The sequence below is a fragment of the Streptomyces sp. NPDC046876 genome (genome assembly GCF_040645035.1).
Classification (GTDB): Bacteria; Actinomycetota; Actinomycetes; order Streptomycetales; family Streptomycetaceae; genus Streptomyces.
On the sequence record NZ_JBEYXK010000141.1, the window covers coordinates 1 to 13,847 of the forward strand.

A 13,847-nucleotide genomic window follows, 5' to 3' on the forward strand; every position below is an offset into this window, starting at 1 on the left:
GTGCGCTTCGCGCCCGGTGCGCTCAAACGCCGCGCGGGCTGGATTTTCCAGCCTCGCCGGCGTTTGAGGCGGACGGGGGCCGGGGCGGAGCACCGGTTTCGGGAAGGGGCGGGGAGGGGACAGCTCCGCGCAGCGGGAGCCGCTCCGCGCAGCGGGGGCTATCGGGCCGGGGGCGGGGGCTCGCCGAAGCGGGCCAAGGCGAGGGCGCCGCCCACCGCCACGGCGAAGCCAAGGGCGGCCAGCCAGGTCAGCCCCTCCCGCGTGCGGTCGCCGAGGCAGGCCACCCCCACCACCGCCGGCCCGATCGTCTCGCCCAGGACCAGGCCGGCCGTGGCCGCCGTGACCGAGCCGCGCTGCAGGGCCGAGGTCAGCAGCAGGAACGCCGCGCCCCCGCCCAGCAGCAGCGCGTACAGCGCCGGGTTGCGCAGCTCGGCCGGCGAGACCGTGTCGATCAGCCGGACCGCGACCTCGACGACCCCGAACCCCGTCCCGGCGGCCAGCCCGAGGGCGAGGGCCCGCGGCCGGTCCGGCAGGCCCCCGCACACCGCCCCGGCCAGCAGCACCGCCGCCGCGGTCCCCAGCAGCGCCAGCTCCAGGCCGAGCGAGCCCTTCCCCGGGCCCTCCTCGCCCGAGGCCAGCCCCAGCATCGCCAGCCCCGCACACACCACCGCCACCGCGGCCCACTCGGCCCCGCGCAGCCGCACCCGCAACACCCGCGCCGCGACCACCGCCGTCACCGCGAGGCTCGCCGCCAGGGCCGCGCCCACCGCGTACACGGGGAGGTTCCGCAGGGCCACGATCTGCAGGACGAACCCGAACGCGTCCAGCGCCAGCCCGGCCAGGTACCGCCACTGCCGCGCCGCGCGCCACAGCAGTGCGGTGTCCACCCCGGACCCCGTCCCCGGCTCGGCGGCCCGCGCCGCGGCCGCCTGCAGGACCGACGCCGTTCCGAAACAGATCGCCGCACCAAGCGCACAAACCATCCCAAGGAGCACGAACGGACTCTAGGTCATGGAGGGGTTGCGCGGATCCGAGCGGCCGGATTCCATCGGTCCCGGGCCCCGATCTAGTCTGTCGGCCATGGAGAGTGACAGCAGCAGGAGCACCAGCAGCAGTACGAGCGGCACCACGAGCGGCACCGCGGGCGGCGGCATCCCCGGCCGGAACCGCATGCGCTCGGGCGCCGTCGTCCTCGGCGGCATGGGCCTGCTCGCCGCCGCCCTCGTGTCGTGCGGCAGCGAACCGGACAAGCGCTGCGCCGACCGCGTCACCATGGAGAAGCTGAACACCAAGGAGTGCCGCAGCGGCGGCCGCGGCGCGTACTACTACGGCGGCAGCGTCAAGAACAACAAGGTCAGCGGCGGCAGCTTCGACAAGTCGGCCGTCACCCGCGGCGGCATCGGCGGCCACTCCAGCTCCAGCGGAGGCTGACCCCGTGCGGCGCCACACCATCGAGCCCCGCCCCGACTGGCAGCGCACGGTCGAGGAGCAGGGGCTGATCTACCCCCTGACCCGCTACCCCGACGACTCCCTGCGCCCGTACTGGGACGAGAGCGCGTACTACTCCTTCACCCTCCCGGAGATCGAGGCGCTGGAGAACGTCGTCGAGGAGCTGCACGCCATGTGCCTGGCCGCGGCCGAGCACATCGTCGAGCACGACCGCTTCGCCGACCTCGGCATCACCGACCGGCGCCTGGCCGGGCGGATCGCGCAGTCCTGGCGCCGGCGCGCCGAACAGCCGTCCCTCTACGGCCGCTTCGACCTGCGCTACGACGGCGACGGCAGCCCGGCCAAGATGCTGGAGTACAACGCCGACACCCCCACCTCCCTGGTGGAGGCGGCCAGTCCGCAGTGGTTCTGGATGGAGGAGCGCTTCCCCGGCGCCGACCAGTGGAACTCCCTGCACGAGCGGCTCGTCGAGGCCTGGCGCCGGCAGGCGGAGCTGCTGCCGCCCGGCCCGGTGCACTTCGCGCACTCCGAGACCGACGAGCTCGGCGAGGACCTGATGACGGTCGCCTACCTCCAGGAGACCGCGGAGCAGGCGGGCCTGGACACCGAGGCCCTGTCCGTCGAGAAGATCGGCTGGGACGGCCTGTCGGGCCGGTTCGTGGACGAGAAACTGCGCTTCATCCGCAGCTGCTTCAAGCTCTACCCGTGGGAGTGGCTGGCCACCGACGACTTCGGCCCGCACGTCCTCGACACCTACGACCTCGGCGGCGGCACCGGCACCACCAGCTGGATCGAGCCCCTGTGGAAGATGCTGCTGTCCAACAAGGCGCTGCTGGCGATCCTGTGGGAGCTCTTCCCCGAGCACCCCAACCTGCTGCCCGCCTACCTCGACGGCCCGCGCGACCTGCCCGCCACCACCGGCTTCGCCGCCAAGCCGCTGCTGGGCCGCGAGGGCGCCGGGGTCAGCCTGCACCCTCCGGGCGGGGACGAGCCCTTCACCCCGGCCGAGGGCGAGCGGTACGTGTACCAGGGCCTCGCCCCGCTGCCCGACTTCGACGGCAACCGGGTCGTGCTCGGCGCGTGGGTCGTCGAGGAGGAGGCGGCGGGGCTCGGCATCCGCGAGTCCGCGGGGCCGGTCACGGACGAGTACGCCCGCTTCCTGCCCCACGTCATCCTCTGAGCCCCGGCTGGGCCTCGACGTCAGACCGTCAGACGGTCAGACCGACAGGACCGCGCGCAGCTGGTCGAGGCCCCAGTCCAGGTCCTCCTTGGAGATCACCAGCGGGGGAGCGATCCGGATCGTCGCCCCGTGGGTGTCCTTGACCAGCACGCCGCGCTCCATCAGCCGGTGCGAGACCTCGCGGCCCGTGCCGTGGCCGGGCTCGATGTCCACGCCCGCCCACAGCCCGCGCCCGCGCACCGCGGTCACCGCCCCGCCGCCGACCAGCAGGTTCAGCTCCCGGTGCAGGTGGTCGCCGAGCTCGGCGGCGCGCTGCTGGTACTCGCCGGTGCGCAGCATCGCGACGACCTCCAGGGCGACGGCGCAGGCCAGGGGGTTGCCGCCGAAGGTGGAGCCGTGCTCGCCGGGCTTGAAGATGCCGAGGACGTCCCGGTCGGCGACGACCGCGGAGACCGGCACCACGCCGCCGCCGAGCGCCTTGCCGAGGAGGTACACGTCCGGGACGACGTCCTCGTGCTCGCAGGCGAAGGTCCTGCCCGTGCGGCCCAGCCCCGACTGGATCTCGTCTGCCATGAACAGCACGTTCCGCTCGCGCGTCAGCTCCCGCACCCCGCGCAGGTAACCGGCCGGCGGCACCAGCACCCCGGCCTCGCCCTGGATCGGCTCCAGCAGCACGGCCACCGTGTTCGGGGTGACGGCGTGGGCGAGGGCGGTGAGGTCCCCGTACGGGACGATCTCGAACCCGGGCGTGTACGGGCCGAAGTGGTCGCGGGCCTCGTGGTCGGTGGAGAAGCTCACGATGGTCGTCGTACGGCCGTGGAAGTTGTCGGCCGCGACCACGATCTTGGCGTGGCCGTCCGGGACGCCCTTGACCTCGTAGCCCCACTTGCGGGCGGTCTTCACGGCCGTCTCCACGGCCTCCGCGCCCGTGTTCATCGGCAGCACCATCTCCTTGCCGCACAGCGCGGCGAGTTCGGTGCAGAAGTCGGCGAAGCGGTCGTGGTGGAAGGCCCGCGAGGTGAGCGTGACCCGCTCCAGCTGCGCCCTGGCCGCGTCCAGCAGACGGCGGTTGCCGTGGCCGAAGTTGAGCGCCGAGTACCCCGCGAGCATGTCGAGATAGCGGCGCCCCTCGACGTCGGTCATCCACGCGCCCTCCGCCGTCGCCACGACGACGGGCAGCGGGTGGTAGTTGTGGGCGCTGTGCGCCTCGGCGGAGGCGATGGCATCTGCAGTTCTCGACACGGGGTCTCCGATCGTCGGTCGGGCGGACGGGCCGGGTGACAGGGTGGCGCCACCTGTATACGGCTATACGTCGCTCGTATACCGGACGCGGAAACCTTTCCGGTGCCGTGCCCGCTAAGGTTGGCCGTACGCACGGCGACTGGCGCACGGAGAACGGACTCCGGGGGAGTCGTGCGCGCACGACCGCACACAGGGCCGCTCGCCTGGGCCCCTGCGGGGACGAGATCCGACATCGACCCCGACAGGAGCCGCCATGAGCGCGACGCCCCAGCCCCGCCACCCCGCCCTCGCCGCCACCGACCCCGAGCTGGCGTCCTTCGTCGCCGCCGAGGAAGTCCTCCAGGCGCAGACGCTCCGCCTGATCCCGAGCGAGAACTACGTCTCCGCGGCCGTCCTCGAGGCCTCCGGGACCGTCCTGCAGAACAAGTACAGCGAGGGCTACCCGGGCCGCCGCTACTACGAGGGCCAGCAGAACATCGACCGCATCGAGGCGCTGGCCGTCGAGCGGGCGAAGGGGCTGTTCGGCGTGGACCACGCGAACGTGCAGCCGTACTCCGGCTCGCCCGCGAACCTCGCCGTGTACCTGGCCTTCGCCAAGCCCGGCGACACGGTGATGGGCATGGCCCTGCCGATGGGCGGTCACCTGACGCACGGGTGGGGGGTCTCGGCGACGGGCTCCTGGTTCCGGGGCGTGCAGTACGGGGTGTCGGCCGACACGGGGCTCATCGACTACGACGCGGTGCGGGACCTGGCCCTGGCCGAGCGCCCGAAGATCATCTTCTGTGGCGGTACCGCCCTGCCGCGCACGATCGACTTCGAGGCGTTCGCCTCCATCGCGAAGGAGGCGGGCTCGGTCCTCGTCGCCGACGTCGCCCACATCGCCGGCCTGATCGCGGGCGGGGCCCACCCTTCGCCCGCCGGGCACGTCGACGTCATCTCCACCACCACGCACAAGACGCTGCGGGGGCCGCGGGGCGCGATGCTCATGTGCACCGAGGAGCACGCCAAGGCCATCGACAAGGCGGTCTTCCCCGGCCTGCAGGGCGGGCCCCACAACCAGACCACGGCCGGTATCGCCGTGGCCCTGCACGAGGCGGCGCAGCCGGCGTTCGTGACGTACGCGCACACGGTCGTCGCCAATGCGAAGGCGCTGGCCGCTGCGTTGCTGGAGCGGGGATTCGACCTGGTGTCCGGGGGCACGGACAACCACCTGGTCCTGATCGACCTGACGGGGAAGGGCGTCCCCGGCAAGGTCGCGGCGAAGGCCCTGGACCGGGCCGGGATCGTGGTGAACTACAACACGGTGCCGTTCGACCCGCGCAAGCCGTTCGACCCGTCCGGGATCCGGATCGGGACGCCGTCGCTGACCTCCCGGGGTCTGACCCCGGAGCACATGCCGCAGGTCGCGGAGTGGATCGGGCGGGCGGTGGCCGCCGCCGCCTCCGGCGACGAGCCGGCCCTGTCCAAGATCCGCCAGGAGGTGGCGGACCTCCTCCAGTCCTACCCGGCCCCGGGCCTCCCGCTTTCCTGACCCCGCCAGGCCCGGCGGCCGGCTGCCGGTGGCGGGCTGCCGCTGCGCGGAGCATGTCCCCTCCCCGCCCCTTCTCCCCCGGCTACCGCTGGGAGGTGCCCCCAGAAACCGGGCTCCGCCCGGACCCTCCCCCAGCTACCGCTGGGGGGACCCCCAGGGCGCTCCGCGCCCGGTGCGCTCAAACGCCGCGCGGGCTGGATTTTCCGGCCTCGCCGGCGTTTGAGGCGCGGGGTCCGGGGCGGAGCCCCGATCTTTGAGCCGCGCCGGCGATTGAGGCGGGCGGGGGCCGGGGCCGCAGGGCCGGGTTTCGGGAAGGGGCGGGGTGGGGGGCGGCTCCGCGCAGCGGGGGCTCGGCACGCCGGCGCGGCGGCTGAAAGCGGTCGCTCAGGTGGGGCGGGAATCGGCCACGGGCGGTACCCGCGGGTAGGCCGCGGGGCAGGGCCGGAGCCCGGCCGCACCCGCAGGGTGCGGTCCGGTTCCGGCCACAGCGCGGCCCGAGCCGCGCCCCACACCTGAGAGAATGAAGCCATGGCTTCTGATCGTCCTCGCGCGCTCTCCGGCATCCAGCCCACCTCCGGCTCGTTCCACCTCGGGAACTACCTCGGAGCGATCCGCCAGTACGTCGCCCTGCAGGAGACGCACGACGCCTTCTACATGGTGGTCGACCTGCACGCGATCACCATGCCGCAGGATCCCAAGGACCTCCGCGCGAACACCCGGCTCTCCGCCGCGCAGCTGCTCGCCGCCGGCCTGGACCCCGAGCGCTGCACGCTCTTCGTCCAGAGCCACGTCCCGGAGCACGCGCAGCTCGCCTGGGTCATGAACTGCATCACCGGCTTCGGCGAGGCCAGCCGGATGACCCAGTTCAAGGACAAGTCCGCCAAGGGCGGCGTGAACAGCGCCAGCGTCGGCCTGTTCACGTACCCGATCCTCCAGGTCGCCGACATCCTGCTGTACCAGGCGAACGCCGTCCCGGTCGGCGAGGACCAGCGCCAGCACGTGGAGCTCACCCGCGACCTCGCCGAGCGCTTCAACCACCGCTTCGGCCAGACCTTCACCCTGCCCGCCGCGCACATCGTCAAGGAGGTCGCGAAGATCTACGACCTCCAGGACCCGTCGATCAAGATGTCGAAGTCGGCCTCGTCCCCCAAGGGGCTCATCAGCCTGCTCGACGAGCCCAAGGTCACCGAGAAGAAGATCAAGAGCGCGGTCACCGACACCGAGGCGGAGGTCCGCTTCGACACGGAGAACAAGCCCGGCGTCAGCAACCTGCTGACGATCTACTCCACCCTCACGGGCGAGAGCATCCCGGCCCTGGAGGCCCGCTACGAGGGCAAGGGCTACGGCGCGCTGAAGACGGACCTGGCCGGGGCGATGGTCGAGTTCGTCACACCGTTCCAGCAGCGGACCCGGGAATTCCTGGACGACCCGGAGACGTTGGACGCCATCCTGGCCAAGGGCGCCGAGAAGGCCCGCGCCGTCGCCGCGGAGACCCTGGCACAGGCGTACGACCGCATCGGGTTCGTGCCCGCGAAGCACTGACCCGGCAGTCGGGCAGCGAGAAGGGGCCTGGCGCCCCGGGGCCGCCGGCCCCACACTGGGGACCGGCGGCGCACACGTACAAGCCGCCACACAGACGACGGAGGAGACATACGTGGGGACCGTAACGCTCGGCGTTTCGATCGCGGTCCCGGAGCCGTACGGCAGCCAGCTCCAGCAGCTGCGCGCCGGCTTCGGGGACGCCGCCGCGCACGGCATCCCCACGCACGTCACCCTCGTCCCGCCCACCGAGGTGGCCGGGGACCGGCTGCCGCAGATCCGGGCCCACCTGGCCGAGGTCGCGGCGGCCTTCGCGCCGTTCGCGATGCGCCTGGAGGGCACGGGTACCTTCCGCCCGCTCTCGCCGGTCGTCTTCGTCAAGCTCGCCGAGGGCGGCCCGGGCTGCACCCGCCTCCAGGGCCTGGTCCGCGACCCGCAGGGCCCGATCGACCGGGAGCTGGCGTTCCCGTACCACCCGCACGTCACCGTCGCCCACGGGATCTCCGAAGAGGCGATGGACCTGGCCTTCGACACCCTCGCCGACTACGCGGCCGAGTGGATGTGCACCGGCTTCGCGCTCTACGAGCAGGGCTCCGACGGGGTCTGGCGCAAGCTGCGCGAGTACCCCTTCGGCAGCGGCGCCGCCGGCGGGGTCCCGGCGCAGCCCGGCTCACCGGCCGACGAGGTGACCGAGGCCCCCGTACGGCGCACCTGACGCGGCGGGCGCGGCGAGCGCAGCGGCCGCAGGGTCTGGCGTGCGTGGAAACGGACCGTCCGCAGGACCAGGGTGTGGAACGGGCGAAGACCGGGACGAAAAGTCACAATCGACGACCGTAGCGCCCCGACGCCGCAATCCCGGCGATTTCCGTACGCTCCTTTACGGTGACCCCATGGACTGGCTGAGGAAACTCCCGGTGGTCGGGCCGGCGGCCGCCCGCCTGATGCGGACCCGCCCCTGGCACGCGTACGAGCGCCTCGACCGGGTCCACTGGACCCGGCTGGCCTCCGCGATCACCTTCATCAGCTTCCTCGCCCTCTTCCCGCTGATCACCCTCGCCGCCGCGGTCGGCGCGGCGCTGCTCAGCCAGGACCAGCTGGACAAGCTGCAGAAGGCCCTCGCCGAGCAGGTCCCCGGCATTTCCGACCAGCTGAACCTGCCCGGGCTCGTCGCGAACGCGGCCACCATCGGCCTCGTCGCCGCGGTCGTGCTCCTCTTCACCGGCGTCGGCTGGGTCGGCTCCATGCGGGACTGCCTGCGCGCGGTGTGGGAGAAGGACGACGAGGACGACGGCAACATCGTCGTCCGCAAGGGCAAGGACACCCTCGTCCTGCTGGGCCTGGGCGCGGCGGGCCTGGCCTCGGCCGCGGCCTCGATCATCGGCGCCAGCGCGGTCGGGAAGTTCGGATCCGCGCTGGGCATCCCGCCGCACGGCGCGGGCGGGTTCCTGCTGCGCGCCGGGGCCTTCCTCGTCGGTGTCGTGGCCGCCTTCCTGCTGCTGCTGTACCTGCTGACGCTGCTGCCGGGGGTGGAGCCGCCGCGCCGTCGGCTGGTCCAGGCGGCCCTGCTCGGCGCGATCGGCTTCGAACTGCTGAAACTGCTGCTCAGCGGCTATATGCGCGGGGTCGCCACGAAGAGCATGTACGGGGCCTTCGGCGTGCCGGTCGCGCTGCTGATCTGGATCAACCTGACGGCGAAGCTGCTGCTGTTCTGCGCGGCCTGGACGGCCACCCCCGCCGAGGGGGAGGCGGGCGCCGCGGAGGGGGAGGCGGCCGACGGGGAGGCGGCCGACGGGGAGGGGCACGGCTCCCGGCCCGCCCGGGCCGCGGACGGCTGACCCTCCGGCGACCCCCTCCCCGCGCTCACGGCGCGTCGGGGTCCGGGTCCTGGCCGCGGCTGCGCCGGCCCGGCGGGAAGCGGCGGTTCACGGCGTACACGCCGCCCGCCACCACGGCCAGCGTCCCGCCCGCCACGCCGAGCGCGGTCCCGAGGCCGCCGCCAGGGCCGGAGCCGGCCGCCACCGAGGCCCGTTCGTGGGACTGGGCGGGGGAGCCGTGCGAGGAGGTGTCGGCGCTCTTCGGCGGCACCAGCTCGCCGATCGGGCGGACCTTCCCGGCCGCCGCGAAGCCCCAGTCGAGGAGCATGGCGGTCTCCTCGTAGACCGAGTTGGCCCCGCCCGCGCTCGGGTTCATCACCGTCACCAGCAGTTTCTTGTCGCCGTGCTGGGCCAGGCCGGTGAAGGTGGCCCCGGCCATGGTGGTGTTGCCGTTCTTCACCCCGGCGATGCCCTTGTACGGGGTGATGCCGCCCGCGCCCGTCATCAGCCGGTTGGTGTTCTGGATCTCGTAGTACTCGCGCGGCTTGCCCGGCTCCTGCTCACCGGGGAACTTCGCGCTGGCCGTGCCGCAGTACTCGCGGAAGTCCTTCTTCTGCAGGCCGGAGCGGGCGATCAGGGTGAGGTCGTACGCGCTCGAGACCTGGCCCGAGGCGTCGTAGCCGTCGGGCGAGACGACGTGGGTGTCGAGGGCCTGGAGCTCCTCGGCGTGCGCCTGCATGTCGTGCACGGTCTTCTCGATGCCGCCGTTCATGGCGGACAGCACGTGCACGGCGTCGTTGCCGGACCGCAGGAAGACCCCGAGCCACAGGTCGTGGACCGTGTAGTCGAGCTCCTCCTTGAGCCCGACCTCGCTGGAGCCTGCGCCCACTCCCTCCAACTCCTGCACGGTGACCTTGTGCACCTGGTCCTTGGGCAGGTTCGGCAGCACCGTGTCGGCGAAGAGCATCTTCATCGTGGACGCCGGAGGCAGCCGCCAGTGCGCGTTGTTGGCCGCCAGCACCTCCCCGGTCTCGGCGTCGGCCACGATCCACGACCGCCCCGTCAGGTTGCCCGGCAGGGCGGGAGCCCCCGCCATCGGGCTCACCTGCACCCCCGGCTTGCCGAGCAGCGCCCCGCCGACCGTGGACATCGACTCGGGCGGCGCGAGCCCGGGGTCCGGAGCCTCGTGCGGCTTCCCCTTGCCGTCGGCCGGGGGCGGAGGGGGCGCGGCGTGGGCGGGCGCCGCGAGGAGGGCGGGGACGAGCAGCCCGGGGAAGAGCAGCCCGGCGGACAGGACCGTCCATGCAGTCTTCTTTGCAGACACGCAGGTGAACGTACATGCAGATCGCAGCGCGGCCGTCCGGGACCGGCCAAGTCGGGCCAACCAGTGCCGGGACAGCCCACCCCCGCGCACCCGTCCCGGGGACCGAACCGATACTGGGGGCATGAAACTCAGCCGCGCCGCCTCCTGGTTCCTGCTCGTCTTCGGAGTGTGGAGCTGGTTCATCTGGGTGTCTTTCGTCCGGAACCTGTGGAAGGACGGCAGCGGCCTGGCCTTTGACGCGGCCGGTGAGCCGACGACATATTTCTGGGTACACCTTCTCCTGGCGATCACGTCTTTTCTCCTGGGGACGGCCGTTGGTGTGATCGGCCTGCGCGGGGTCCTCGCGCTGCGGCGTGAGGCGCGGCAGGCCCCGCAGGAGCCGAAGGAGTGACGGTCGCGCTCTTCGCGGCCGCGGTCCTGCTGTTCCTGGCCCTGCTCGGGCTCGTCCACCGCTGGCTGTGGGTCCGCCTCGTCCGGGACACGACCCGCCCCGGCGGCCCGGCCCGCCGGACCGGCACCGTCCTCGCCTTCGCCCTGCCGCTGCTGTCGCTGGCCGCCCTCACCTCGGGCCGCGCCGGAGCGCCGTTCGCGCTGCAGCAGGCGGTGGCCTGGCCGGGCTACCTGTGGCTCGCCGTGCTGCTGTACCTGAGCCTCGCCATGCTGGTCGCGGAACCGGTCCGCGCGGTCCTGCTGCGCCGTCGCCCGGCCGCGGCCGCGGCTGCGGAGGCGGCCACTGCGCCGGAGCCGGAGCCGGAGCCGGAGCCGGAGCCGGAGCCGGAGCCGGAGCCGGCGCGCGAGCCCGAGCCCGATCCGGCGCGCGAGCCCGAGCCGCAGCACGAAGCCGGGTCCGAGCCGTCGCAGCCCGGCCCGCCGGCGGCCGGCGCCCCGGACGGGATCAGCCGGCGGCTGTTCGTCGCGCGCGCCGTCGGCGGCGTCGCGGCCACCGCCGCGGCCGGGACCGTCGGGTACGGCACGTACGGGGTGCTGCGCGGGCCGCGCGTGAAGCGGGTCCGGGTGCCCCTGGCCAAGCTGCCCCGCGCCGCGCACGGCTTCCGGATCGCCGTCGTCAGCGACGTCCACCTCGGCCCGGTCCTCGGCCGCGCCCACACGGCCCGCATCGTCGAGACCGTCAACCGCACCCAGCCCGACCTGATCGCCGTCGTCGGCGACCTCGTCGACGGCACCGTGCACGACCTCGGCCCCGCCGCCGAGCCGCTGCGCGCCCTGCAGGCCCGGCACGGCGCGTACTTCGTCACCGGCAACCACGAGTACTTCTCGGGCGCCGCACCCTGGATCGAGCACGTCCGCGAGCTCGGCCTCACGCCGTTGGAGAACGCCCGCCGCGCCCTGCCGCACTTCGACCTGGCCGGCGTCAACGACGTCCAGGGCGAGCGGGAGGGCCACGGCCCGGACTTCGCAGCGGCCCTCGGGGACCGCGACCGCGCCCGCGCCGCCGTGCTCCTCGCCCACCAGCCCGTCGTCATCCACGAGGCGGTCCGCCACGGCGTGGACCTGCAGCTGTCCGGCCACACCCACGGCGGCCAGCTCTGGCCGGGCAACTACCTGGCCGAGCTCGCCAATCCGACCGTCGCCGGCCTGGAGCGCTACGGCGACACCCAGCTGTACGTGTCCCGCGGGGCGGGCGCCTGGGGGCCGCCGGTCCGGGTGGGCGCGCCCTCGGACATCACGGTGGTCGAACTGGCCTCGTACCGGGCCTGAGGGCTCAGGCTGCTGCGAGGCGGCGTTCGAGGCCGTCGAGGATCAGCTCCAGACCGTAGTCGAACTCCGCCCCGTGGTCGTACCCGGGCGCGAGGACGTGCTCGCGGGTGAACTCGGCCAGGTGCGGATAGGCCTGCGCCGGGAACGCGGCCAGGAAGTCCTCGGCGGCCCCGCCCGCGTCCTGCGGGTCGAACGGCAGGGCGGTCTCCGTCAGGGCGAACCCGTAGACGTAGCTGTCCAGCAGCGAATAGGCGTGCGCCGCCAGCGCGAAGGGGAAGCCGCCGCGCCGCAGGGTGGCGATGACCGCGTCGTGGTGGCGCAGCGTGGCCGGACCGGGGTGGGCGCGGGACTCCATCACCGCGGTCGCCCACGGGTGTCGGCGCAGCACGGCCCGGGCCGAGCGTGCGCGGTGCTGCAGGGCGGTGCGCCAGTCGGCGTCGGCCGGCGGCAGGTCGATCTCGGCGAAGACGACGTCGACGATGCCGTCGATGATCGCCTCCTTGTTGGGCACGTGGTGGTACAGGGACATCGGCTTGACGCCGAGCTCCTGGGCCAGGGACCGGATCGTGAGCGCGGCGAGGCCGCCGGCGTCCGCGACGCCGACCGCCGCGGCGAGCACCTTGTCCCGGCTGAGCGGGGCCATGTCTCTCCGTCGTGGTGGGGGAGTTGACTGCTGCCCCGAGGGTACCGTACTAAGTAAGTCGTACTTAGTACGGGAGAGAGGGGTGGACCGGATGGGATCCATGAGGGCGATCGTCCAGGAGGGCTACGGCCCGCCCGGCGTGCTGCGGCCGGCGCAGGTGCCCCGGCCGGTCCCCGGGGCCGGCGAGGTGCTCCTGCGGGTCCGGGCCGCCGGAGTGGACCGGGGCACCTGGCACGCCATGGCGGGCAGGCCGTACGCGGTCCGGCTGGGCCTGGGGCTGCGCACGCCGAGGAACCCGGTGGCCGGGCTGGACGTGGCGGGGACGGTGGCCGCGGTGGGCGCCGGGGTGGCCGGCTTCGCGGTCGGCGACGAGGTGTACGGGGTCGCCCGCGGCTCCTTCGCCGAGTACGCGGCTGCCCGCGCGGACCGGATCGCCCCCAAGCCGGCCCGGCTCGGCTTCGAGGAGGCCGCCGTCGTCGCGGTCTCGGCGTGCACGGCGCTGCGCGGGCTGCGGGACGCCGGCCGGGTGCGTCCTGGGCAGCGCGTGCTGGTGGTCGGCGCCTCGGGCGGGGTGGGGACGTACGCGGTGCAGCTGGCCAAGGCCTTCGGGGCGGAGGTGACCGGCGTGTGCAGCACGGCCAAGGCGGAGCTGGTGCGCTCGATCGGTGCGGACGAGGTCATCGACTACACCCGCGAGGACTTCGCGGCCGGCGGCCGGAGCTGGGACCTGGTGCTGGACATCGGCGGGAGCAGCCCGCTGTCCCGGCTCCGCCGGGCTCTGACGCCCCGCGGGACCCTCGTCATCGCGGGCGGTGAGGACGCCGGCGACTGGATCGGGCTGGGGCGGCAGTTCGGCGCGGTCGCGCTGTCGCCGTTCGTGCGGCAGCGGCTGGCCGTGTTCTTCGCGCCGCCGCGGCGGGCCGACCTGGACGTCCTGAACGGCCTGATCGAGTCCGGCCGCATCACCCCGGTGGTGGGCGCCACGTACGGCCTGGACGAGGTCCCGGAGGCGATCCGCCGCCTCGCGGCCGGCCAGGCCCGCGGCAAAACCGCCATCACGATAGCCCCGGCCGCCCAGGGCCACCCGTAGCCGACTCCGCCGACGCCTGAAACGGGGGTCCGGCAATCCCGTGCTCGCCTCCCGCTGTCGAACGGCGTCCGGCAATCCCGTGCTCGCCTCCCGCGGTCGAACGGGGGTCCGGCAACTCCAGCCTCGCCGGCGTTTGAGGCGCGGGGTCTGGGGCGGAGCCCCAGAAGCCCAGCCGGCTCCGCCGACGCCTGAGCCGGGAGGGATCACCCCCGCCACACCCTGACGGGGGCCCGGCAAATCCAGCCTCGCCGGCGTTTGAGGCGCGGGTCCGGGCGGAGCCCGGTGCCCGGCGGAGCCGGGTTTCTTGAGGCGCGGG

General features: G+C 73.7%; 13 protein-coding genes. 9 read left to right on the plus strand and 4 right to left on the minus strand.

Going from position 1 to position 13,847, the window contains the following annotated elements:
• Positions 1-158 precede the first annotated feature (158 nt).
• Entirely contained in the window at positions 159-983 is an 825-nt protein-coding gene (locus tag ABZ924_RS35715; RefSeq protein WP_361919434.1) for a hypothetical protein, read from the minus strand.
• 187 nt (positions 984-1,170) lie between these two features.
• On the opposite strand from ABZ924_RS35715, the gene ABZ924_RS35720 reads away from it, so the two are divergent.
• Together ABZ924_RS35720 and ABZ924_RS35725 are read left to right on the plus strand one after the other, a co-directional pair.
• Positions 1,171-1,431: a hypothetical protein gene (locus tag ABZ924_RS35720; protein ID WP_361919436.1), complete on the plus strand. Its 261-nt coding sequence runs from the start codon at positions 1,171-1,173 to the stop codon at positions 1,429-1,431.
• 4 nt (positions 1,432-1,435) lie between these two features.
• Positions 1,436-2,629 carry a glutathionylspermidine synthase family protein gene (locus ABZ924_RS35725; protein WP_361919412.1) on the plus strand — a complete coding sequence of 398 codons (1,194 nt, stop codon included), beginning with the start codon at positions 1,436-1,438 and terminating at the stop codon, positions 2,627-2,629.
• Between the two features lie 36 nt (positions 2,630-2,665).
• Here the strand turns inward: ABZ924_RS35725 and rocD are convergent, their stop codons facing one another.
• Entirely contained in the window at positions 2,666-3,871 is a 1,206-nt protein-coding gene (gene rocD / locus ABZ924_RS35730; RefSeq protein ID WP_361919414.1) for an ornithine--oxo-acid transaminase, read from the minus strand.
• Between the two features lie 253 nt (positions 3,872-4,124).
• Between rocD and glyA the strand changes: the two genes are divergently transcribed.
• From glyA to ABZ924_RS35750, 4 genes are all read left to right on the plus strand, one after another.
• Positions 4,125-5,402: a serine hydroxymethyltransferase gene (glyA, locus tag ABZ924_RS35735; protein ID WP_361919416.1), complete on the plus strand. Its 1,278-nt coding sequence runs from the start codon at positions 4,125-4,127 to the stop codon at positions 5,400-5,402.
• 528 nt (positions 5,403-5,930) lie between these two features.
• Positions 5,931-6,944, plus strand: coding sequence for a tryptophan--tRNA ligase (gene trpS, locus ABZ924_RS35740; protein ID WP_361919418.1), 1,014 nt, complete (start codon positions 5,931-5,933; stop codon positions 6,942-6,944).
• Positions 6,945-7,056: 112 nt separating this feature from the next.
• Positions 7,057-7,656, plus strand: coding sequence for a 2'-5' RNA ligase family protein (locus ABZ924_RS35745; protein ID WP_361919420.1), 600 nt, complete (start codon positions 7,057-7,059; stop codon positions 7,654-7,656).
• A 175-nt stretch (positions 7,657-7,831) separates the two neighbouring features.
• Positions 7,832-8,776, plus strand: a complete 945-nt coding sequence (locus ABZ924_RS35750) for a YihY/virulence factor BrkB family protein (protein WP_361919422.1) — start codon at positions 7,832-7,834, stop codon at positions 8,774-8,776.
• 25 nt (positions 8,777-8,801) lie between these two features.
• On the opposite strand, the gene ABZ924_RS35755 is transcribed toward ABZ924_RS35750, so the two are convergent.
• Positions 8,802-10,079 carry a D-alanyl-D-alanine carboxypeptidase gene (locus ABZ924_RS35755; protein ID WP_361919424.1) on the minus strand — a complete coding sequence of 426 codons (1,278 nt, stop codon included), beginning with the start codon at positions 10,077-10,079 and terminating at the stop codon, positions 8,802-8,804.
• Between the two features lie 121 nt (positions 10,080-10,200).
• Between ABZ924_RS35755 and ABZ924_RS35760 the strand changes: the two genes are divergently transcribed.
• On the plus strand, positions 10,201-10,470 hold the full coding sequence (locus ABZ924_RS35760) for a hypothetical protein (protein ID WP_361919426.1): 270 nt from the start codon (positions 10,201-10,203) through the stop codon (positions 10,468-10,470).
• Positions 10,467-11,798 (plus strand): metallophosphoesterase, encoded by a 1,332-nt coding sequence (locus ABZ924_RS35765; protein WP_361919428.1) that lies wholly within the window; start codon positions 10,467-10,469, stop codon positions 11,796-11,798. The genes ABZ924_RS35760 and ABZ924_RS35765 overlap by 4 nt, the downstream gene beginning before the upstream one ends.
• 4 nt (positions 11,799-11,802) lie before the next feature.
• On the opposite strand, the gene ABZ924_RS35770 is transcribed toward ABZ924_RS35765, so the two are convergent.
• Positions 11,803-12,441, minus strand: coding sequence for a TetR/AcrR family transcriptional regulator C-terminal domain-containing protein (locus ABZ924_RS35770; protein WP_361919430.1), 639 nt, complete (start codon positions 12,439-12,441; stop codon positions 11,803-11,805).
• Positions 12,442-12,532: 91 nt separating this feature from the next.
• On the opposite strand from ABZ924_RS35770, the gene ABZ924_RS35775 reads away from it, so the two are divergent.
• Positions 12,533-13,531 (plus strand): NAD(P)-dependent alcohol dehydrogenase, encoded by a 999-nt coding sequence (locus ABZ924_RS35775; RefSeq protein ID WP_361919432.1) that lies wholly within the window; start codon positions 12,533-12,535, stop codon positions 13,529-13,531.
• The last annotated feature ends 316 nt before the right edge of the window (positions 13,532-13,847 follow it).

What these genes read in the sequence shown, in the direction of transcription:
- ABZ924_RS35715 (WP_361919434.1), bottom strand. Translation starts at nt 983, where the DNA reads ATGGTTTGTGCGCTTGGTGCGGCGATCTGTTTCGGAACGGCGTCGGTC.
- ABZ924_RS35720 (WP_361919436.1), top strand. Translation starts at nt 1,171, where the DNA reads ATGCGCTCGGGCGCCGTCGTCCTCGGCGGCATGGGCCTGCTCGCCGCC.
- glyA (WP_361919416.1), top strand. Translation starts at nt 4,125, where the DNA reads ATGAGCGCGACGCCCCAGCCCCGCCACCCCGCCCTCGCCGCCACCGAC.
- trpS (WP_361919418.1), top strand. Translation starts at nt 5,931, where the DNA reads ATGGCTTCTGATCGTCCTCGCGCGCTCTCCGGCATCCAGCCCACCTCC.
- ABZ924_RS35750 (WP_361919422.1), top strand. Translation starts at nt 7,832, where the DNA reads ATGGACTGGCTGAGGAAACTCCCGGTGGTCGGGCCGGCGGCCGCCCGC.
- ABZ924_RS35760 (WP_361919426.1), top strand. Translation starts at nt 10,201, where the DNA reads ATGAAACTCAGCCGCGCCGCCTCCTGGTTCCTGCTCGTCTTCGGAGTG.
- ABZ924_RS35770 (WP_361919430.1), bottom strand. Translation starts at nt 12,441, where the DNA reads ATGGCCCCGCTCAGCCGGGACAAGGTGCTCGCCGCGGCGGTCGGCGTC.
- ABZ924_RS35775 (WP_361919432.1), top strand. Translation starts at nt 12,533, where the DNA reads ATGGGATCCATGAGGGCGATCGTCCAGGAGGGCTACGGCCCGCCCGGC.